The organism is Flavobacterium sp. (assembly GCF_035195345.1).
Taxonomy (GTDB): Bacteria; Bacteroidota; Bacteroidia; order Flavobacteriales; family Flavobacteriaceae; genus Flavobacterium.
Window position 1 is genome coordinate 17,820 of record NZ_CP136574.1, and the last position, 21,401, is coordinate 39,220.

At 31.4% G+C, this 21,401-nt stretch carries 17 protein-coding genes; 2 read left to right on the plus strand and 15 right to left on the minus strand.

Going from position 1 to position 21,401, the window contains the following annotated elements; translation table 11 throughout:
* Positions 1 to 171: 171 nt before the first annotated feature.
* The 15 genes from RSE15_RS00075 to RSE15_RS00145 all read right to left on the minus strand — a co-directional run bounded on the left by RSE15_RS00075 (position 172) and on the right by RSE15_RS00145 (position 14,573).
* The gene (locus RSE15_RS00075; RefSeq protein WP_324068962.1) at positions 172 to 1,215 is read right to left on the minus strand and encodes an SH3 domain-containing protein; all 1,044 of its coding nucleotides are present in this window, start codon (positions 1,213 to 1,215) and stop codon (positions 172 to 174) included.
* A 72-nt stretch (positions 1,216 to 1,287) separates the two neighbouring features.
* Positions 1,288 to 1,431 (minus strand): hypothetical protein, encoded by a 144-nt coding sequence (locus tag RSE15_RS00080; protein ID WP_324068963.1) that lies wholly within the window; start codon positions 1,429 to 1,431, stop codon positions 1,288 to 1,290.
* Positions 1,432 to 1,502: 71 nt separating this feature from the next.
* Positions 1,503 to 2,000: a DUF6367 family protein gene (locus RSE15_RS00085; RefSeq protein ID WP_324068964.1), complete on the minus strand. Its 498-nt coding sequence runs from the start codon at positions 1,998 to 2,000 to the stop codon at positions 1,503 to 1,505.
* A gap of 137 nt (positions 2,001 to 2,137) precedes the next feature.
* The gene (locus RSE15_RS00090; protein WP_324068965.1) at positions 2,138 to 4,726 is read right to left on the minus strand and encodes a TrlF family AAA-like ATPase; all 2,589 of its coding nucleotides are present in this window, start codon (positions 4,724 to 4,726) and stop codon (positions 2,138 to 2,140) included.
* An 81-nt stretch (positions 4,727 to 4,807) separates the two neighbouring features.
* Positions 4,808 to 4,984, minus strand: coding sequence for a hypothetical protein (locus RSE15_RS00095; RefSeq protein WP_324068966.1), 177 nt, complete (start codon positions 4,982 to 4,984; stop codon positions 4,808 to 4,810).
* A gap of 76 nt (positions 4,985 to 5,060) precedes the next feature.
* Entirely contained in the window at positions 5,061 to 6,272 is a 1,212-nt protein-coding gene (locus RSE15_RS00100) for a hypothetical protein (protein WP_324068967.1), read from the minus strand.
* Positions 6,273 to 6,842: 570 nt separating this feature from the next.
* A complete protein-coding gene (locus RSE15_RS00105; RefSeq protein ID WP_324068968.1) occupies positions 6,843 to 7,283 on the minus strand; it encodes a hypothetical protein in 441 nt (146 codons plus the stop codon).
* Between the two features lie 82 nt (positions 7,284 to 7,365).
* Positions 7,366 to 8,304, minus strand: a complete 939-nt coding sequence (locus RSE15_RS00110) for a hypothetical protein (protein ID WP_324068969.1) — start codon at positions 8,302 to 8,304, stop codon at positions 7,366 to 7,368.
* A gap of 55 nt (positions 8,305 to 8,359) precedes the next feature.
* The gene (locus RSE15_RS00115; RefSeq protein ID WP_324068970.1) at positions 8,360 to 9,037 is read right to left on the minus strand and encodes a hypothetical protein; all 678 of its coding nucleotides are present in this window, start codon (positions 9,035 to 9,037) and stop codon (positions 8,360 to 8,362) included.
* A 286-nt stretch (positions 9,038 to 9,323) separates the two neighbouring features.
* Positions 9,324 to 9,464, minus strand: a complete 141-nt coding sequence (locus RSE15_RS00120; RefSeq protein ID WP_324068971.1) for a hypothetical protein — start codon at positions 9,462 to 9,464, stop codon at positions 9,324 to 9,326.
* Positions 9,465 to 9,723: 259 nt separating this feature from the next.
* On the minus strand, positions 9,724 to 11,346 hold the full coding sequence (locus tag RSE15_RS00125; protein ID WP_324068972.1) for a hypothetical protein: 1,623 nt from the start codon (positions 11,344 to 11,346) through the stop codon (positions 9,724 to 9,726).
* Between the two features lie 380 nt (positions 11,347 to 11,726).
* Positions 11,727 to 12,185 (minus strand): hypothetical protein, encoded by a 459-nt coding sequence (locus RSE15_RS00130; RefSeq protein ID WP_324068973.1) that lies wholly within the window; start codon positions 12,183 to 12,185, stop codon positions 11,727 to 11,729.
* A gap of 176 nt (positions 12,186 to 12,361) precedes the next feature.
* The gene (locus tag RSE15_RS00135; RefSeq protein WP_324068974.1) at positions 12,362 to 13,297 is read right to left on the minus strand and encodes an STING domain-containing protein; all 936 of its coding nucleotides are present in this window, start codon (positions 13,295 to 13,297) and stop codon (positions 12,362 to 12,364) included.
* A gap of 3 nt (positions 13,298 to 13,300) precedes the next feature.
* A complete protein-coding gene (locus tag RSE15_RS00140) occupies positions 13,301 to 14,326 on the minus strand; it encodes a hypothetical protein (RefSeq protein ID WP_324068975.1) in 1,026 nt (341 codons plus the stop codon).
* Positions 14,327 to 14,378: 52 nt separating this feature from the next.
* Positions 14,379 to 14,573: a hypothetical protein gene (locus RSE15_RS00145; protein ID WP_324068976.1), complete on the minus strand. Its 195-nt coding sequence runs from the start codon at positions 14,571 to 14,573 to the stop codon at positions 14,379 to 14,381.
* Between the two features lie 183 nt (positions 14,574 to 14,756).
* Here RSE15_RS00145 and RSE15_RS00150 point away from each other — a divergent pair, with 183 nt between their 5' ends.
* Positions 14,757 to 19,715: a PKD domain-containing protein gene (locus RSE15_RS00150; RefSeq protein WP_324068977.1), complete on the plus strand. Its 4,959-nt coding sequence runs from the start codon at positions 14,757 to 14,759 to the stop codon at positions 19,713 to 19,715.
* Between the two features lie 53 nt (positions 19,716 to 19,768).
* Positions 19,769 to 21,175 (plus strand): T9SS type A sorting domain-containing protein, encoded by a 1,407-nt coding sequence (locus tag RSE15_RS00155; RefSeq protein WP_324068978.1) that lies wholly within the window; start codon positions 19,769 to 19,771, stop codon positions 21,173 to 21,175.
* The last annotated feature ends 226 nt before the right edge of the window (positions 21,176 to 21,401 follow it).

The following is a 21,401-nucleotide window of genomic DNA, read 5'->3' on the forward strand; positions in this document are numbered from 1 at the left end:
ATATTGTTGATATTATGTTTGCATACTAAATATACTCAAGTCTATACGCTTATTTTTTGATGTAGATGTTGCTATTCATTTGGTCTTGTTTTGATTGCTTGGATGGTTATAGGTCTTAATTTTTATTATTGATTAAGCACGGATTGCAAATCTGCACCATCGAGGATTTTTCTATTTGTTAACGTCAAAATATTTTTTAGTTACAAAACCTGATTTCGGTTCTCCGGTCTCAATATCGAGATAGGAGATTAGTAAGTGTTTATGTCTTATTTCGATTACAGTCACTTGCTGTCCTATTTTTACAATACCAATCACTTTTGAATTTTTCTTTTCCGAATATCTTAAATTGACATTAGTACTAGCGGTTCTTGTTTTGTTAAGTTTATTAAGTTCGGTTTCAATTTTTGTTGAAAATTCTTTACTAATTTTTTGAATTTCCCTTTTAGTGGTCTCAATAACCTCAGTGTTGGTTTTGTCTGTTGGAATAACAAGAGGATTATAGAAAATTAAAAGAAAGCTAATAATTGCTATTAATTCAAAAATAAACTGGCGTGCCTTTTCTGTTTTAGTTTTACCAAGCAATCCAAAAAGTTCAGTAACGATTGATTGTCTTAAATTATCAAGTTCTTGAACCGTTACTTGGGATGAATTATTTAATAGTTCTGTTGCAATATTTGCAATTTTTTCGTTCGCTTCTTCCGCAACATATATATCTTCCCAATTCCGAGTTAAAGCAATGTTCTTCAAATAGGTTTTGGAAATTCCTTGTAAAACAATGTCTATGCTATTGAATTTATTTAAATGAGATTGGCTTAATGTCTTGGCAATAGCCGTTAAGTTGTTTGAAAGTATCAACTGACTTGTCGCAAATCCTGAAAGTCTGTCTGAAGCGAGTTGATTTAATTTCGCCAGTTCTTCGAGTGTAGAAGTCAACCCAAATAATGCTGATTGATTTTTCGGATACTTAATTGCAGCTAATTGTGTTTGAATACTATTTCCTAAAACCATTGATGCTGCATTATACGGTTTCATTTGTTGGGATATAGACCTTGCAACATCTGTCAACCCATTTAGTCCTGACAAATTAAAATGCGTTTCATTTTGCTTTTCTATTGTTGCAGCGATTGCTTGAAGTGAAGTTAGTCCGTATGCACCTTGCATTGTCTGGTTCTGCTTTAGTACCCCCTTAATTATGTCTTGAAGATTTGTCGTCATATTAATATTGCTGGTAATTTGTAAATATTATCAATACTAGGCAACTTTTATAATGTTTGTAGTTTATTAATTCTATTTTTTTGTTGTTGATTTTGATGGTTTTAAGGATGGTGTATTGCCTGGTGTACTTTTGTTATCACGTTGACGTTGATCAGGTTTTCCTGTAGATGTTGCAATTCTTTTTGACTCTGGTTTGATTGCTTGGATTGTTTGCATGATTTTTATTTTTATTTTGTTTGGTTGCCAAACGATGGAACCGAGCGGTAACGTTGGTAGTTGAAATTTTCTTAGCTTTTAATTAGTTTGTTAGATTTTAGTTCGAGTATCACTATTTTAGATTTAAAAGACATATTTTCAATACTTTCAAGAATAAGATTCATTTTGTCATTTTCCGTATAGAGTTCTAAAATTTTATCATCTGGAATTTTTAAAACATCTCGTGCTATTTTTTTTGCTGTTTCCATTCCTTTAAAATTAACATCAAATGTTTTTTTGTCATGTCTCTTGCCATCATCATTCCAAGCAACTTGTTTTGATTTGGTGTTGATATGTTTTTTATGAGCTAAATGGATATGACGTTTTTCGTGATCAAACTTTGGTGTATCAACACGTTGCCAAATATCCTTAACATTTGAAGGTGTCCAATTTCCCTCATATAAAATATTTAAAGCATCAAATTCGTCTTTTTCAATTTCTACAATTATGTAAATAGAGTTTTCATACTCCTTTAATTTTTCTTTTAAACGTTCTTTAATGAATTGTTTAAGTGATTTTATGTGTTTCATTCTCATTTTTTGTTAAGCAATTACCGTCAACTTGTATATAAAATTGATGCTATAAAACTTTTTAAATGTTGTAGCAGTGTTTGATTCTATTTTTTTGTTACCACGTGATAAGAATAGCTCAGTAGCCGTGTGACTTTCTATTTAATGTCATATTTTTTCTCCCTCTGTTTAAATGCTTCATTGCCTCCTTCAAGTATTTCGCAAACGTGCTCTTTTATTCCTTGTGAGTGTAAAGTTATTTTAATTGAATTTTCAAATTCTTTAGTGTTTTCTAAACTGCCTGAAGTATATTGAAATTTTGCTCCACTTATATTTGGGGTATCGATTCCATTTTGATTAGCTACAATTACTAATTCTGAGTCAGCGCCTACAACAATGTTAGGGTTGTGAGTAACGAGAATAATTTGTCTTTCTTTCTTTTTGTTTTTTAGATATTTGACTAAATCTTTATAGATTGCTCGATTATCCAAATCATCTTCAGGTTGGTCAATTAATATGGGGCAGTCTTTGTTACTAAAATCTAGAAGAAGCATTAGAACAACAAATGCCTTTTTACCTTCGGACATTTTTTTGAATGTATCTTCATAAATAATATCATAGGTTATTTCAAAAAAATTAGTTGAAAGCACTTTTTGTGCAAAGCTAATGTTAGTATTACCTCCTTTTAATGTAATATTATTCAGAAGCAACTTGTCAAACAAAGCATGAGCTGATGTGAAAAAATCTTCGATAGTTTCAATTTTTTCATTAACAATTGATTGACCTTGATAGCTTTGTTGGTTAATCCCAAAATTTAATAAATCTTTATATCCTTGAGAATTTAATCGAGCAGAAGCTTTTATTTCAAGTTTGTCTTTAGCAATATCAAGAGAATTTTTCATCTCTTCGATTTTCTTGAAATAGTTCCTATGTGCCTCTTTGATTAAAGAAACAAAGCTTGTTATTTGTAGTCGTAACTCTTCATTTTCTTTTTTAATCAAAGTTATATCAGCTAGTTTGTCTTTTTGAATCTTTAATTTTTCTTCAAGTTCCTTATACTGTCTGTTATTTTTAAATGTCTCTATACCCTTTATATAAATTGGACTACTTTGAATTGACTCTATTTTTATATTGTTTGCCTTTACTTCATCAGAATTTTTCTGCGATATTTTTTCTATGGAGTCTTGCCATTCCTTTTCAAAGCGCAGTTTCAAATCATCATACTTTGCTCTTACCTCGTCTTTATTAGAATCGCTTAAAGCAACTATTTCAAACTCTAAATCTTTGTTGATTAAAAATTTTGACTTTAACGATTGTAGCTTTAAAATTTGAGACTGTAAATTTTCATTAAGTTTTAGAAGTGTATCGGTTTCACTTTTTAACTTGTTATATTCTTGTAGTTCAGAATCAGAAATATTGATTTTTGTTTTTAATTCCTTTGATTCTCTTTCAAGCTTATCAATTTCACTTCGGATTCCTTTTTCATCGCCTTTTTCCTTTAATTGCGTATTCTTTTTGACTAATTCATCTTGTAGCTGAAATAATTTATTTAGCTTATTTGTTATGTCCGTATTGTTCTCTGCACTGTAAGTTTCGTATTCTGCAATTAGATTATTTTTAGCTTTATCTTGTCTTACTATTTCTTCAATAAGTTTGTCTAGTTCATTGTTTTTGTTTTGAGCAAGACGGTACATATAACTTTGTGGAAAATACTCAATATTTCTATCATTATTTATAACTCCGTCTTTCCAAGTCACGGTAATGCTACTGACAACTTCATTTACGAATTTTGTATAATCTTCATTATTAAATTTCACTTCCTTATCACAGTTCAATTTCTTTGCAATTGCACCTAAAAGCACCGACTTGCCAGTTGAACGACCTCCAATTATGGAGTTAAGGTTTTGATTGAAATGAATTTTTTGACTGTAGAAATCAGTATGTGATATTTGTACCGAATCAATAACTTGATATTCCGCCTTTTCGTGAGGTTTTAGAGCTTGAATTCGAACTCTTTGTTTGGATTCATAAATTACTTGTTTTAGTCCTTCAAATGAACAATCAGCTTTTATCCAACAATTTTCTTTTAAAACGTATTTCTTGATATTGTGATTATCTGAACAGATAATCATAGGAATATGCTTTCCTATTGCTGGGAATACAACATTGATATATCCATCTTTGTCATCTACTTTACCCAATTCATAGATATCAATTTGATTAGCTATTTCGGTCTTTTGTGCCTCACCGTGTGGTAATGAATGGGTTATATTTTCAATGCTATTTGTCTTATCTCCTGCGTGTATTGTTGTTATTCCTCCAAGACTTTTAACTAGTTTAATTGTTTCTTCTAAGTCACAGTACACTTGATTTGGCTCTTTTCCTTCTCCCTTAATCTTTTTTATGTTAGTGGTATTCTCAAGTTGTCCCCAAATGTATTCGAGATTACAATTTTCTGAGAATATACCAATAAAATGAATTGGTACTTTTCCTCTTGCGTCTGACAAAAGTTCAATACCCGGAAGAACCAATATGTCTTTTTCTTTTCCTAGACGTTGTAACTCTTGAATTCTTTCAATGTCTATTTTGTGATGGTCTGTAATTGCAACCACAGAAATTTGATTTGCCGATAAAGTATCAATTATTTCTTGATTTGTAATGGATTTGTCACCATAGTCATATGATGAAGGTGTATGAAAATGTAAGTCCCATTTTCTCCAGTCTGAACCTCTTTCAATTTTAGTCATAATTTAATCTTTAAAAGTATCGTTTTTAAACTTGTACCCATCTAATTAATTATATAAAAATTTAATCTTAATTTATAAAATTCACTTTCTTCTTTTAGTAGTATAGGTGGTGCTTGGGTTGGTTTTAGCTTCTTTACCAGTTACGTATCTGCCTGTTTTTGCACTACGAGATTGGTTGTAGGTTTTTGATTTTTTTTCTTGTGCATTTACTGTTGTTGTTAGTAACGCGATGGCAATGATTGTGATGATTTTGTTCATGATTTTTTATTTTTTTAATGTCATGTGACCCTTCCTTCGTCAGGGTGACAAGGGATGTGGGTAGTTTTGTGTTTATTTATGTTTTTATTGAAAAATAGTTTAGTTCTTTCATTTTTTTAAAAATTAATCTTGTGCAGGATTGTCCGGATTTGGAGTCGTCCCAGTAGGATTTGTGCATGGTGATGTGTTTTAGGGTTAGGAAACTGAAGACGTTGCATTTTTCTTTTCGGGCGATTTCGTAGTTGAGGTTGATTGGGACTTCTTTTTTGCCTTTGATTCCGAATTGTGCTTTTCCTGCTTTATTGTCTTTTCTGAAATTGCTTGCGAAGGCATCTAGGGTAGAGTAGACGTTTATCCATTCTATTTGTTGGGACATATTATCGGTTCTTTCGCTGTAGAAGTTGGGATAATAACTGTCTATAAACTCGTAGGGTGCACCCACGGTTATGAGTAGTTTGATGTTGTTTAGTACGTTATTACATGGTTCTGTTCCTATTGGAAATAAGGCATCTAATGCGATGATGCTTCCGAAACTATAGGTATGTAAATGGATGTTTGGGTTTTCTTCATTTTCTACAATGTATTCTACTAGTGCATCAAAGTTGCCTTGTATGATTTGGGATTGCTCTCCGTATTGGATGTAGTTGTCTATGGTTGTGAATTCGGCTGCTACTTTAGTTAGTAGGGTATTGGATTCTGGTATAAAGATAATAGCTAGCGAAGTAATAGGTAGTGTTATTTTGCTAAAATTCTTCAAAAATCTCAGTATATCTATTTGCCAATCAGATAAGTGTTCTTTTATAAAAGTTAAATTTTTGCCATCAATGAATTGTAATAATGATGGAAAAATTAATAACACCGATAACGACATAATTAAAAACATGAGAAACATGTAAAATGTTTGTCCTCCCTTAGTGTAAGTTGTTTTTTTGAACAAACTGACTATTATTCTAGGAAATTTTCTAACCACTAATAGCAACAAGGCTATGTTTTTGAATAATAGGTTTTTGTTTTGGAATTTTTGGTTTAGGAGTTCGTTGTATTCGAAATCGTAGAAGGAGTAGAGTAGGGTATCTTTCTGTGATTTTGGTTGTTCTTTTGGGTGTTGGAATATTCTAACCGCTAGACTACTTAGGTCTTCGTTGTAATAGATTTTTTCGACTTTGGTGTAATAGTTAATACCTGAGGTGCTATACTCTAATTCTTTGATATAGCGTGCTGCATACTTTTCTACTGACTCTTTTGTAGTTGATTGACCTAGTCCTGCTATGTAGATTCCTGTTGGCATTGATTTATGTTAAATTGCTAAATTACGTTTGCCATTACATTCTGATTACGGTGATTTTATTAAATTTTTTACGGTATTACCGTAACAAAAACTCAAAAAAAACCGTAAATTCTTTCTAATTTCAATAGGTGTTTTGGCTATGTGAATTTTTATTAATCTAAAACACAATTTATAATTCAACAACTCCCAAGAGTCAAGCAACAACTTTTTTGTATTTATCCTTCCTTTTCTTATCTATTATTGGGAATGTAAAAGGTTATTCCCAAACCAATAAAGAACTTTTTATTTCATTGGATATAGGATTCCGACTTATGATTTTGATGCATAAGAATTTTATATTGAAGAGATAAGAGGTTTATATTTGGATTGTATTAATTTAAATCGGATTCAAAACTTAATTTAAAAATTATATTTGTTTTATATTATGGAATTACAAATCTTAATTAAATTTGGGAAACACGGATTAGAAATCTGCTCTATCGTTTTATTCACTAACTATTACAATTACAAAAGCGACTTTCAGTAATACCCAAAAGCCGCTATTGCTACAAACTGCGGTTGTAGGCTGTATTATTGAATTTTCAACATTTTTTCATATTCACTATTCGCTATCGAGTCAAGTTCTTTACTAGCATAATAATTTAAACAACTATATGAAATAAAATTTTTATTTTTTAAATGTTCATTCCCAGCTTCAATTTTTATATATGGTACTGGTATTTTAACAATAATCTGTTTCCCTAATTCTCTTGCATAATCGATAGTTTTAAAATCAATAGCATCGTAAGAATTAAATAAATCTTTTTCTGCCATTAATTTAAAAATTGTATCATTTTTATATACTTCTTTTAAACACTCATAAAAAACCTCTGATTTGAAAGTATTAATCCAAACTTTTTTGTCTTCATTTCTGTATTTAAATGTATCTCTTTTTTGAGTAGAACAAGATAATATACTTAATGATATTGATAATATAATTATTTTTTTAATAAATTTTAATTTAATTTCCAAACATCTATATATTCAATTGGTGCTTTTACTTTCAGTTAAGCCCGAGCTGCTATTGCTAAATTTTTTTTTATAGGAAGCCTTTTTAATTTTCATATTCTTTTACATATAATATTATTGCAGGAGAAACCAAAATACTTTTATGTGGTTTAAGAAAAAACTTGTTAGCAAAATCATAATTTATCATAAGATTTATATTTATTAAGTTATTACTCATTTCTTTTGTATATAAATCTATGGTTTTAGAATAATAATTTAATTTGTTGGATATTTGGAATTTAAGCTTAGTTAAATCATCATTAGAAGGAATAATAATTCTATCGTTTTCATCATAATAATTCAATAGTTGAATAGTTACAAATATTGAACTTCGAGGTTTAATCGTTAACTCTGAGGATATATCTAATTCAACAATATTTTTATATTTTTTTTCGATGTATAGCGTATCTGTAGCATGTATTAAATTACCAATGTCAGCGTATTGATTACCTCTAGTAGGTATAGTTTCACTTACTTCAAAAAAATTTATCTTATAAGCTGTTCGAAATAAATTTTTTTCAATAAAAAATGTTATTTTTTTTATTTCAATCTCTTTGTCAATTTCATTTTTGTATAAAATACCAAAATACATATCTTTTGTAAATGCTCTACTTTGTCTTTTTATAAAACGATTTGTTTCACCCAATAATATATACTCGTTTTTTTTTGGATTTACAACAACTTCATTAAGATATACAATTTTTTTTGTTAAATATACAATAGAGTCTAATTTTTCTTTTGCTAAACCAAGTGTATAATAATCAATTCTTGATAATGAAATTGAGTCGTACTCAATTTCATTACTTATTGATGTAATTTTTTTATTTTCCGTTTTTCCATAATATACTTGCTTTTTTTTAAAAAAAAGAGAATAATTAACATCTTCGATAAATTCATTTGTATCATTATCAAGTGTAATAAATGATTGACTTAAGGATGAATTTAAATAAAAAATGAATATTAAAGAAAATATTATTTTTGACATATTTATAAAAAATATTAAAGACCTATTAATTTTTAAAATTAATAGGTCTAGTTCATTAATTAGGATTGTACTCTGTACCACAAGGAACAGTTGCATGTACTAAGTTGCCATTACTGTTTTCTTCAACTGTTGCTGTCCATTTTGTAAATCTAATACCAAGGAAGTAAGTTGCCTGATATACACCTTGAACACCATTAACGCAAGCTCCGTAAGAATATCTAATTCTAAAAGTTACTGGTTCAGGGTCTGTTACAATTGGTTCTTCAAAATCTGGGTCTTCTATAACTTTTATAAAGTCAAATTCATCAGTAGATAAATATTTCTCCAATTCATTGATTTCATTAAATTGTTTTGTCTCATTAGTTTCAACTTTAACGGTTGTCAATTTATAATCTATTCTATCTACATCTAAAAAGAATATAAAATCATTTGTAGATTTTTCAGTAATTATATAACCTCTTGCTCTAGTATCTTCACCTACAAATACTTCTGTAATTAAATAGCTTTGCATTTCTACTGTTCTATTTAAAGTACTCGTTTCTTTTTTAGATTTTATCTCTATTGGTTTACCTAATTCAGACTTTTGCTTGTAAAATGATTTTAAAAATGTTTCAACATTTTTATTTGATGTTTCATTAGTAGTTGTATCATTATCATTTGAACAACTTACTAAAATACTTGCACTAACAAAAAGTGAAATTAAAGAATAAAGTGCTAATTTTAAATGTTTCATTTTTTTTGTTTTTGTTATGCCTACTATCTTTTATTCGGTTCCTGTTCGGCTTATTTCCCCCTTTCATTCAATTATATGAATATTTAGCTAAAAACAAATTTTCAACTCGAAATGTTAAACTAAAATAAAAATTATGCTACTTTCTTATCAAATTAGGTAACAAATCTAGTATTTAAAAGTTTTATCTTCATTAGTTTATGTTAGTTTTTACGTTTTGTTTTCATAAGGTTTCCTTTAATTTATTAAATATCATAAATGCTATATAACTTTTTGTAGTCTAATGATTCTATTTTTTTTTTGTTGATTTTGATGGTTTTAATGATGGTGTGTTGCCAGGTGTTTTTTTATTATCGCGTTGCCTTTGGTCAGGTTTTCCTGTTGAGGTTGCTATTCTTTTTGGACCTGGTTTGATTGCCTGAGTGTTCATGTTATCTATATTTAAAAGTAAGTACGGATTTTAAATCCATGGTGTTATAGTTGATTTTTAATAATAGTTATTAACCCGTTGGGTGTAATTAGGTTTAGATGATAATTTTACGTCGATTTGAGTAATTTTCGACTGAAAATTGTATCGAAAACAAGTGAAATTTCATTAAAACGATTCTCGATACATTTTTTGTTTCATTTTATTACACAAAAAACACTCGAATTGACGTTTTTTGTAATTACACCCAATGGATTAGTCATTAGTAAAAAGATTTCATGTGTTTGATGTTGTCTTTTACTCCTTTTGTTAAGTTATAAGATAAAGAAATAAAGAATCCTGGAACATAATTTTTATCGGATACATTTTCAATTGTATATTGTTGTGGTACAATATCACCTTCCTGATAACCATTATTTAAAACGGGTAAATTTTTTATGGATAAACCCGAAGTTAAAGTAACTCTTTCATACTTACCAACTGTTAAACTTGGGCCTACAAAAAAGTTATCAAAGGTTAGCGATCCTTCACTAGCACTAACTCCTATGCCTATGCTAAATCCACAAGAAAAATGAGTTGCACTTCTTCGGCTAGCTGTAAAAAAACCTACAAAACTTGGTGTGAAAATAGACTTGTCGTTTTTCATTATGACATTTTCATTGTTTTGATTCATTTTAACTGCGTACGAATATTTATCCGAATGTAGACTTCCTGCTACACCCAAGCTTACATCTAACCGAAGTCCATGTCTTACAAATTCTTTGTGCGAAAATTTTCTACTGTTGTCAATTAAATTATTATCTGTTTTTTTCTTTTTTATTTCTACATCAAATATTACGACATCTTGAAAAGGTTGTATTGGATGCGAAACATATTCAAAAATTAAATTTCTATTTTTGGTCTTCAATAGATTCTTCAATTGAATTAATTCATTTCTTAAGTCATCAAAATTAATTTTATTAATTTTTTCATTAATGTGATTGATTACAACGTTTTGATTATCACTGATATAATTAAGCTTCATCACACCACCATAATTGGTTGATTTTCCTAATTGTATGTTGGTTTTTATGGCATTGTATTCGCTTTGAAATTGATTCACTAATAAAGAGATGTCTTCTTTAATAATTTTATTATTTTCAAATTCAAGCACTATTGTCTCTAGTTTTGAATCATCTATTTGATCATTACTTGATAATAAAGGTTCATTAATAAGACTACTTATATGTAAATACTCTTTACTAAGGTTGAGCATTATGTAATATTTTTCTAAAATTTTTAAGTAAAGTGTAGTTAGTTTTTTTTGAAGTTCAAGATGATTTGATATGTCTTCATCAATTTTATTTCCTACTTTAATGTTTTCGATTGAATCCAATGCTTTTTTTATATCTTCTTTATTAACTGCATTTAGAGGTAAGTTTGATTTTGAAGATAGTTCTATCATAAAATTATTGATCGATTTTTTTAATTCTTTATTTTCTTTTACAGTACCTTTGAAATCATCAACAACTACAGCTGTATAGGGTTGGATATTTGATTTATTGATATCCGAAGTATTTATTTGCTTTTCTAAATTTTCGATTTGCTCCTTTTTAAATAATTCCCTTAATCCCTCCATATTTGATACCCCAATAACTGAATCTTTTGCTTTTACCCTCACTTCATATGCCAAACGATTGATGTTTACAATTTTAAAAATAACAGGACTGTTGACAATAATTTTTTGATTATTCTTTTTAAAATATCCGCTTTTAAAATCATATTCAATAACATAAGTATTTGTTCTTCTCTTTCCCATTTTTCGATTTATAGAATCAGAAGTTTCTTGACTAAAGCTAAATGCAATAGCAATAAGAAAACAATAAATTGTAGCTAATTTTTTCATACTATTTTGATTTTTAAAATTTCTATTAATTCTATCTTAAAATGTGTATACTATTTAATTAGTAACTATTATTTAAAAGCTTCAAATGGTATTGAATATGGTTTCAATAACAATACTATCTAATTTGGATTATTCACTATTGCGGTAATGATATCAATACTTATTTGAACAATTAAAAAAATTAATCTTATCATTTGACTTTGTTTCTGTAATTACTTTTGTCTATTCTATTTTTGGGTTTTTATCTTGATTTTATTTTATGAATGTTTATAAGTTATATTTTGTTAATTGAACTCGGATTTTCAATCTTAATTAAATTGGCTAAGTACGGATTAGAAATTTGCGTTATCGGGTTCTTCAAAATCCAAATCAGTCATATCTTATTCTATTTTAACACTATATATTTCACCTTTTGTATTTGATGCAGTATGTGAAAAGCTTCCTGAGAAAGTATCTTCTTGAAAACGTGCAATAATTATTCCACTAGTTTTTCTCATTTTCCCATTCTCAACAAAGTTTATAATCAACTTATTTTCTTCAATTGCACCATTAAATTCCATATAAGTTCTTTGATTATAATCAACATCAACTCCATTTATTTTAATTTTTTCAGCTGTTCCTTGAATTTTATTATCACTTTCAGTAATAAACATTTTCCATTGTACTTCTGCTCCAATATATGCTTTCATATCGGCATGAAATACTTTTGAAGTCATTAACCATTCACCCGCTAAATTATTTGACGATTTGGGTATAAAGCTTATTACAGTTACAACTATTGTAATGAGCAGTCCTATTGAACCAATTATTGTTCCTGCTTTTGTATATTTTCCTTCCATATACTTGTTAATCTTTTACAACTAGTTAACTAATCTTTTTTATTTACTTTGTAGGCACATATTGCAAATCTGCGATATCGGCTGTTGAGCATATCCGATCGGTCGGGTTTTCCAATCTTAATTAAATTGGTGAAGCACATATTAGAAACCAGCACTATTTGGCTTATATTGTTTGATTAAAACTCATCAATTATTTCTACTGTATGTTGAGCAAATGGGCTACTGTCAATTTGCAGTTGAAGAACACGTTTAAAGTTATTCAACTCTTTTTGTTCTATGATAGTTTGCATTTTAGTTCGTCCTTTGTAATTTTTTTGAAGTATTAGTTCTATTGCATCATCAATACCTGTCAAAGTGCTTGGCATATCATACATTAATGCTATCGGAGCGTTTTTAGGGTCAAGTTGGAACCATAAGTGATGTTTGCGAAATTTTGATTTTATATCGTTCGGCTGTAAGCCATTTCGTTTGTAAAAAAGTGAAGCTTTTTCCCTTATCATACCTTTAAGGTCTTTGGGGATTACTACTTTCAATTTGAAATCAGTATATATTACTCCATTAAATTCTAATTTTTCAGCTGTTTGAACGCTTTCAACAAGGTCAGCAATAAAGTTTTTATAATAGCCGATTGCTAATGCTGTTGTTGGATATAAACTTAAATGTCCCAATTGGTAATGCTCTGTGATTTTTGATTTGTATTCGTTACAAGCCAATATAATAGAATCATCATTTTTCCTATCAAAACGTGGCATAAAAATTCCGTTGAAATCAGAAGGTAGTTTTACACCATCTTCAACCAATAAGAAAGATTTGTGATGCCCCATTGCACCTAAAAACAAAGCCATTTCAAGAATAACATTGTCTCTTGGTTCAATAACTAATTTGTCGTTGGTGAGTGTCAAGTCATCACTTGTTGCAACGAATATACCAAAGTCAAAGTAGTTTGACATTCTTATTAAATTATCAAATGTACTTCTATTAGTTTCCCAAACATCAGGGTCTTGCCATAAGAAACAATCGGCTATTGGAGATAAATTAGCTTTGATTTTCTCTGCAATGGAATAACCTGCAGTTGATGAACCAATAAAAATTTTCGGTTTCAAATCTTTCATATATTAGTAGTTTAAGAGAGTTCTTTTCACAGTAGGACTGTTTAGTTCTTTAGCTGTATCAATAATAAGTGTGTCTAAATCTTCCTTTAATTTTTTCATTTCGGGAACTACTTTGTCATCAGTTAAAGGTTTCTCCGTACCGTTTGGGCTCAATACAGACTTCCTTGTTTGTGGGTCATTTATTAGAATGTTTATTTTATCTGAGATGGCTTTAGCTATCAAAATTTCATTCCCAAAATTGTAGTTCAAAAGATTGTTATCTACTGAGTGAACTATTGTAGTAAGATGAAAACTTGACAAATCAATTTTACTCTCAGCATCAGCTTTCAAATTTTTTAAAAGGCGTATTCCTTTTCTTGCACCATCATTTGTATTATCTCCTTTGTAATTTACGTTATTGATATGGGCAAAAGGATAATCAAGTATTTTAGTTTTATTAGGGAATTCATAAAGATAAATGCCTTTATAATACTCGTCTTTTGTTTCAATATACTTTTTGGAATGATACCAAAAGCAAAAAACAATATCTACTTTTCGGTTCAATGATTTATTAAAAATGGAAATGCCTTTTGTTCCACTTGTATCAACTTCATCATAAATATCCTTCATAATTTTTGTTGATTGTGTTCTTAATGCAAGAATGTCATTATCAGGGTCTGATGCTGTGTAGTCATTTGAATTTTCAACCCCTGGTTCATTATAATGGTATTTGTCAATAATAGTTAGTAAGTCAAAATCACTGTGAACTTTTATGTTGGTGTTTGTAATAACCGAACCTTGAGTTTTATATGTTCTGTTAAAATGTAGATTTAAGTTGTCTTGTAAGTGTTTTTGAACCCTATTTGCAGCGTCATAAGTTCTGTTGTTATATTTTTGCTCAATTTTACGCATTGATTCAGCAAGATATTTTACATTCTCTGGTATTTCTCGTGAACTGAATATTTTTGAAACAACAGATTCATTTAGCTCTTTGTCAAATTTTCTGCTCTGTATGTTTTGGAGTCTTTGTCTGTAATTAATTATAGCCATATTCTTATTGTTATTTTTTGTTGGGTAGTCATTTTAAGTTGATTACTAACTATCAAACATCTTTAACTTTTACTTCTTTTTCTGTTGGTGCTGTAAGTAGTAGCAGGCTTTTCTTTAGCTTCTTTTTTTGTAACGTATCTTCCTGATTCAGCACTTCTGTGTTGTTTGTAGGGTTTTGATTTTTTTCTTGGGCTTGGAGTGTTAGACTACAAACCATAACTATTGCTAGAACGAAAATTTTTTTCATACTCTGATTTGTTTTAAAAAGATGTTTTAAAATTATTAGTATGATACCTATTATTATTACGGTAAATCAATAAAAAATATTACGGTATTACCGTAATAAAAACTCAAAAAACACCGTAAATTATTGTTTATTTCAAAACGTATTTTGGCTATGTAAATTTTTACTAACCAAAACACAATTATTATGAGTAAACAACTCTTTAGAGTCAGACAAAAAATATTTTTTGTTTTAATCTTAGCTTCCTTTTTGCTATTGGGAAGTGCAAAAGGATATTCCCAAACTAATAGCGGAATTGCTATTTCTTGGGACAAAGAAGTAGGCTGCCAAACCTATAATTATGATGATAGAAAAAAAGTCTTTATAGAAGATATAGGCGAATCTGATTGCATCCGAATGTGTGAGCAAAGTGTCGTTCACTATACTTTGACTAATTTACCAGCTGGTGCTACCACCACTTGGAGTGTTGGGGGTGGTACTCTTTCCAATGCTACCAACACTTCATGTACTGTGAGTTGGGGCGTAGTTGGAACTGGCTCTGTATCGTTTACAATTGTATCTGGAAGTACGATTTTATCCAAAACTTTATGTATAGAGAAAATTGTTATTCCGTCCGCATTGTTTGAGATTGCTCCATTGCACCAATACACGCCTGATGATAACATTTATCTTTGTAGGGATCAAGTTATCAACTTTATTAATCTTTCGTCTGCTAATAATGGTACTAGTTTAATTAGTTATCATTGGGTTTTTAAGAATAATACAACAGGTACTTTTACAACCTCTTCTGAGTTTCAACCGTCGGTTGCATTTACAGAAGATGGTGAATATAAGGCCATTTTGACTGTTACTAATGCATGTAATTGTACGAGTGAATATGTATTAAAATTTAAAGTGAAAGGAAGAGGTTTCGAAATTTCATGTCCTACTGTTATTTGTGAGGGGCAATCCTCAATTTATTCTCTACCGTTTGATGGGATGGATATTTGTCATGAGCACTTTAACTGGACCGTAAATGGTGGTCGGGTTATATCTGAAGGTGGTGGTAATATTGAGGTTTTATGGGATGCTGTTGATTCGAATGGTTTTGGCTATGTTACTTTTTACCCAATGGATTGTCGTTTAGATTGCCTAGAGCCAAGTACTATTAAGGTCCCTGTAATACAGACACAGGGAACCATACAAGGTCCTACCGATATCTGTTATAAAGGGCAGGGGAGGTATAAATTACCTCAATGGCCTACCACAGACATTCAATGGGAAATTGTTGGCAATGTAAATAATGATTTAGGTGAAATTATATTAACTGACCAGCGTAATGAAGTAATTGTTACTCCCTATACAATGGGAACTATTACTTTACGTGCTACTTATATCAATACTTTATTGCATTGTGGAGGTGAAGCGGAATTTGAAATTTTAATTTCTAGACCTTTAGAGATTACTGGAGAACAATTTGTATGTCAGAATAATTCCTCTGTATATACTACAAATGATGGGATTCCTGTGCAATGGAATTTAAGAACTAATACGGGTGTAACTATCTATTCTGCATCGAATAGTACAACATTTTCCTATACTTTTAATCAAAGTGGTTCTTATATTTTGACAGCTACTGGTGCAGGCTATTGTGCAGGTGAACAGAAAATTATTACTGTTATTGCAAAGCCTAGTGTGCCTAATGGCATCGATGGTACCCCTATAGTATGTCCGAATAGTCCCTATACTTATAGTGTTCAAAATCCTAACCCTCAAGCAAATTATGTATGGAGTATCACAAATGGAACCTTTTTAGGTTCCAATGTTGGCAATCAAGTTAATGTTACTTTTACTGGGGCATTGCCTCCTAGTATTGAGGTTAGAAGCGAAGTCTATGTACCTGTTGCTTGTCATTCAGCCCCTGTAGTTTTACCAGTTACTATTCAAGAAATTAATGCTGAAATTGTAGGAGCCCAGACAACTGTTTGTGCCAATTCGGTAAGTACGTTTCAATTGAATAATTTAGGGCTTTCAACCTTATATACCGATTATGACAATGTTGTATGGAGTATCTCAGTTCCTTCATTAGGGAGTGTTTCTGTTGGCCAAAATACCACTCAAATTAGTGTCAATTGGAACCACACCACCATTACCACTCCAGTTACCTTGACTGCTACTATAACTAAATGTACTCTCACGGAAATCGTTTCTATACCTATAACCATTTTAGGTATTCCTGAAATTAGCATTTCGGGAGATACCACCATTTGTAGTGGTCAAGGAGCCTCTTTTTCAATAACTTCTTTGGGCTATACTTTTAATCCAACCACCCAAGTTATTTGGAATTTTGGATATGGCGATGTAATAGGAACTTTAAATCAGAATTTTACGTTTAGTAATACTGGTACAACCAATCTTTTAATGCCTGTAACTGCCTATATTGTAAATCCTAATGGCTGTACAGGTACTACAAATATTGCAAATTTTAATATTTTAGTTTTACCTAGTCCAGTGGCAACTGCTTCGTTATCTAGTACCCATGGTAATGTATTTTGTAGTAAATATGATATTAATGCCACATTGACAGCTGCTACAGGTTCTGCTTCAACCATTCAATGGTATTTTAATGATGTTACTCATCCAATCCCTGTTTCAAACGGTGGGCATAGTACAACACTTACTATAGGGATGAGTAATAATTTGGGCTTTGGAAACTATTTCTTTATTGCTACTTATAGTAATAATTGTACATACACTTCAAATTCTCAATATATCATTCAAAAATGTGGACCACCTGATTTTTGTGAATTAAGTCCAGCACCAGAAATTAACAATAATTCGAATAATCAATGTGGAGTTATAACCTTAACAGGAACAGCCAATCCTTCTCCTGTACAAGAGAATTTTACAGTTATAGGTCCTATTAATTATTCTTCTGTTCCGCAAGGATTTTCATTTGCGGCTACTCCTGGAATTTATCACATCTTTTATAATACTTTTTATATGTGTGAAGGTGAACTTTCGGAGTTAAAAACCTATAAAAAAATTACGGTGCCTTATGTCGCTAAGCTTTCGCATGCTTCTTCTTGTGGTGACGACAACACTTTTAATGTAACCTTATTTGACCAAACCAGCTATTATGCGGCGGCAACAGGACTTACTCATTCTTTTGAATACAGTTATAATGGAGGTGCTTGGCAACCTACTTCTGCTACCTTAACCAATATTCCTGCGGGAAATTATCAATTTAAAATTAAGGTAAATGGATTTGTTGATGGTAATGCACAACCGCAATGTGAATATATAATTACCGTTAGTTTACAACCTATTCCTGATTTGGATATAGTTTTGTTGTCAGATTTAGATTGCCATGATTCGCCAGTGAGGTTTGGATTAACAGGGTCTGGATTATTTTCCATAACTTCTTTTTTATGGGATTTTGATGATAATGGTGCACAAAACACCATGTCAGAGCCTACCCGTGTATTTACTAATACTGGGGATCATGATGTTAAAGTTACGGTTAAAAATGCTTCGGGTTGTCAACGCACTTTTGTTCTTGATAATCCAATTATTGTCCCTGAGCCTTGTTTTGGAGGTGATATTACTACTACTACTGCTACCGTTTGTATGGGTAATGTAGTTACTATGCATTATGTACCTAGTAGTACCTTAAGTGAATGTACCGCTACTCAATATCAATGGATGAATGGCAATACTGTTGTTGCCACTACAACAGTTCCTACTTGGAGCACTAGTGTAAACGGTGTTTATTGGGTGCGATTAAAAAGTGCACTGAATTGTACTTATGATACTCCATCTCGAGTAGTTCCACAATTTATTACTCCTCCTAGTATTAAGGTTATTGGCGCTACTACTTTATGTGTAGGAGACGATTTTTCATTGCAAGCGATTACTAGTGCTATTGAACTCACATGGACATTAGACGGTGTAATACAAACTGCTTGGAATAATCAATTGACTCCTGTATTCACTGGTTTAACTGTAGGAAATCATAACTTAGAGATTATTGCATCCGATCAAGTTTGTAGTCAATCTACAACTGTTGTATTATCAGTTGTACAACCACCACAGCATGTAACTATAACCCCTCAACTTATTAGTTGTACTCCTTATCTTATCAAACTTACGGCAACAGCTGTTGGAGGTTCTACTTTTAATTGGTCGAATGGAGCTACAGGATCTACTATAATTGTAACCGAAGGAGGTCCTTATAAAGTAACTGCTACAGCAGGTGGTTGTAGTGCGTCGACTCAACTAGATTTACCCAAAAATCCTGAGAATTATATTTGGATTTTCCCTACAGGCTGTTATACGGACTGTTCTACTGAGACTAATTATTTGATTGGGCCTAATTTACCTTTAAATGAATGGAGTTGGAATAAGGATGCGCAATCGGATACTCATGGTTCGGAATCATTTGCTGATCCTTATACCTTAATAAAGGATGGTGATTATACTCTAACTATTAATACAGGGAACTGTTCCTTGGAATCGGAACCTTTACATTATTCTACTACAAAATGTGATCAATGTAAAATAGAGCGATTGGAAATTAAGGAAATTAAACAAAATGAAACACCTTATTGTTCTTATACGTATACCCTTGTGATTTATAGTGGTTTTCCGTTCCCCTATCAAGTAACATTGAGTGATGAGACCCATCAGGTAGTACTAATTCCTTCTACGTTTACTTTACAGCCAGGGCAGAACGTAATTCCGATTACTGTAATTCCCCAAAGTCCTTTTAACGGAGGCGTATTGACTTGGATTTTGCAAGGAACTTTACCTTATAAGGAAGGTTATGAATTGTGTATCACTAAATTTGCTGTTGATGTTGCAGGATGTGATTCTACTGGAAAAATGGCTAGTGTAGATAAGAATGAAGTTAATTCTAACCTAACTAGTTTTAGTCTTTATCCTAATCCTGCTGTCACAGCCGTAACCCTTTCTTACTCTCTAGAATTAGAAGGTGCAACGCTTGAAATTTATGATTTGACGGGTAGAAGTATTACTAAAAAAGCCTTATCTTCGGCTGATAAGGAAGTCACTTTAGCGATTGACTCTTATCCTGCAGGTATGTATATGTTTGTTGTAAAACAAGGAGATGCTATCTTATGGCAACACAAGTTAATTATTAAATAGAATAACCCTAAACAGGTACGCTATAAGCGTACCTGTTTTTAAACTAACGAATTATGCTTAAAAAAATTACTTTATTCTTTTTATGGGTATCTGCTTCTACTTATGGTCAATGTTTTGATGGTTTTCAGATAGGAAGCTATCATGTTGTCTCTATTAAATCAAATGGAACTTTATGGGGTTGGGGTGAGAGCGATGCTGGAAACTTAGGAAATACCAATTCCATAAATTCTTTCTCTTTTCAAATAGGGTCGTCTACTGATTGGTTAAAAGTAAGTGCTGGGGCATACAATACTTTTATTATTAAAAATAATGGTACTTTATGGGCTATGGGAGATGGAAGGTACGGACTATTAGGTAATGGTTCTACAACTACAATAAATCCTACATTGCAACAAATCGGTACCGCCACTAATTGGCAAAAAATTTCGGCGTCGAGTGATATGACTATTGGTTTAAAAACCGATGGGACTGTCTGGGGCTGGGGGCAAAATGATCAGTATGAAATGGGGAATAATACGTGTTGTGCCAATCAACTTACCCCCATTCAAATTGGTACAGCCAATCATTGGGTGGATGTTGAAACTAGTTTGGGTGCCTCTGTTTTTGCTTTAAAAAATGATGGCACTATTTGGGGGTGGGGATTGAATCTTGCAGGTTTATTAGGTAATAGTACTGTTATGGCACGAAGCATACCTACTCAATTGAATGCAGATACCGATTGGGCTAGTATTCATGTTGGCGCTGCCCATATTTTAGCCTTAAAAACCAATGGCACCTTGTGGTCTTGGGGGGGGGGGGAATATGGCCAAACAGGCGATAATTTCCCTTCATCTTACTATAGAGACACACCAACTCAAGTGGGTACAAGTACTTGGTCTAAAGTATTTGCTGGATGGAAAGTATCCTTTGGAATTAAACCTGATGGTACCCTTTGGGCTTGGGGACTTAATGATGTTGGACAATTAGGAATAGGCAACACCACTAATCAATTTACCCCCGTTCAAGTAGGTACTGATACCGACTGGGTTGATGTGGTTTCTGGAGGGGCTGGTAATGACCAGTTTACTATTGCTACCAAATCCGATGGTACGGTTTGGGCCTGGGGAGATAATCAAGGGGGGCAATATGGTAATGGTACTGTTGGCAATCCAGTTTATGTTCCTACCCTAATGACGGGGCTTTGTGCTACCTTAAGTGCTACTGAATTTGAACAAGAAAATGTTTTTACAATGTATCCTAATCCTGCTAAGGATGTGGTAAATTTAACTTATAATTTAACTGTTACCAATGCTACAGTTTCCATTTATGATGTAACGGGTAGGTTGATTCAAAATGTGGCTTTGAATTCTGTTACAGGAAGTAGTGAGCTGAATGTGAGTTCTTATCCTGCTGGGGTGTATTTGGTTTTGGTTAAGCAAGGTGCTGTGGTGGTTTCTAGTAGTAAGTTGGTTGTTGAGTAGTGGGTTACGAGTTTTAGGTTTCAAGTTTCAGGTTGTTGACTAAACTGCGTTTAGTGGGGTGCCTAAGGTTAGGAGATTCCTAGCAGGCTCGGAATGATAAATAAATGATAAAGGAATCATTTATATGAAGGTGTATATTTTTAAATAGCAATCCCCATTATTTTATTAGCAAATAAGCAGGTTGAATATTCTTGACGTTTTGTGATGGTATAATAATAGAATGAAA